Source organism: Rhodococcus sp. ARC_M12 (genome assembly GCF_022810385.1).
GTDB lineage: Bacteria > Actinomycetota > Actinomycetes > Mycobacteriales > Mycobacteriaceae > Rhodococcoides > Rhodococcoides navarretei.
On record NZ_JALGQI010000045.1, the window covers coordinates 1 to 1,546 of the forward strand.

The 1,546-nt window shown below is 66.5% G+C and carries 1 protein-coding gene and 1 pseudogene; both read left to right on the forward strand.

All coding sequences use genetic code 11. The features are described 5' to 3' along the window. Positions 1-803, forward strand: an 803-nt coding sequence (locus MTX35_RS25225) for a BtrH N-terminal domain-containing protein (protein WP_243597471.1), incomplete at its 5' end; no start/stop codon positions are given. A 463-nt stretch (positions 804-1,266) separates the two neighbouring features. Next, positions 1,267-1,546 (forward strand): annotated as a pseudogene (locus MTX35_RS25230) (PaaI family thioesterase); the annotation flags it as partial.

Consider the following 1,546-nt stretch of genomic DNA (forward strand, 5'->3'; position numbering starts at 1 on the left):
TCACGACCGACGATCCCGCTGAGGGATGGTCATGGGTTCGCGACGACATCGATGCGGGACGACCCAGTCTGGTCTGGGCCGATATCGCTGAGCTGCCCTACCTACGGGTGAAACTGCAGATGAGTCGCCACGACATCGTGGTGATCGGCTACGACGAGATCGGGGGGACTGCCTCGGTCGTCGACAACGATCGGGCCGACGTGCAGGAGATCCCGCTCGACGCGCTCGCTCGGGCGCGATCTTCCACCTCGTTCCCGCAACCGACACGTCACTGCACGTACCGAATCACATGGCCGCAGACACTGCCGCCCGTGTCGACTGCCGCGGCCGCGGCCTTCGCCCGATCCGCCGCCAGCATGCGCGCCCCATCGACACCGGGAATAGCCGACCACGTACCAGCAGCCGGTGCCGAAGGATTGGCCGCGGTCGACCAGCTGGCAACCGACGTCAAGAGCTGGGTCGACCTTCCGCCCGATGACCTCGAGACGCTGCTGTTCAGTCTCGGTATCTTCATCGAAAAGGCCGGAACCGGAGGCGGGCTCTTTCGTCGGCTTCTCGCCGACGGCTGTACCGAGATTGCACGTCTGACCGGTGATCCCGCTACCGCAGACCTCGCGGCGGCCGCCGATCACTGCGCCCAGGCCTGGACCGAAACTGCCCGCGCCGGAACACAACGCGGTCTCGATGTACGAACACGCGCAGCTGCGGTGGCCGTGTCGGCTGCCGAACTGCCTGCACTCGAGCTGATCCTGGTGGAGTCCCTGGAGTCTGCTTCACGCTCGCTGTCCGCCATCACGAGATGATGCCCATCGTCGTTCGACGGCGCGCGGTAGACGGTGCATCGCACTGTGCTGCAGCCGCTCGTGTCGGATCGCCCCAGGCGTGCGGAGGCACCGAACGACCGAGGAGTTGCCGGACGGAACAGTCGGACGCCTCTCGGTGGACGCTGGCTGTATCGATGCCGTGTCGTTGCTCGGCAACAGACCCTGATCCCTGCCTCACGCCGACAGCAATTCAGCCGCCGACGGGAGCCCTCGATGTTCGCGGTCACCGTTTTCGGCTGGGCGGCCGCGTCGTGTGGGCTATCGGGCCAGGCGCGCCCGGAAGGGGACGGTGCATTCGGTGAGAAGACTCCCGCTCGTGGTAATCATGGCGGGGCGAGTGCGCCGACCGGTCGGACGAACGCCCGACCGGATGCTGCGGTGCAGGCCGAGCGCGCGAAGACGCGACAGACTCGGCACGGTTTCACGACAGAGAGGTCCGACCATGAAAAGAGTTCCGGACGAGGTCAGCGGGTCGGCCGGCCCCGCTGTCGAGAACTGGGCGCGCTCGTTCTGGAGCACGAGTTTCGACTCGCCTGATCTACCGCCCCACCACCCCGACTGTCTTGGTTGTGGGCCGCAGAACCCGCACGGCCACGCCCTGTCGGTCCAGCGTGACGAGAACGGCGTGGTGGCTCACCATGTGTTCGATCAACGTCATGTCGGGGCACCCGGGATAGCACACGGCGGCGCGGTGGCGACCGTTCTCGACGATCTGTTCGGCT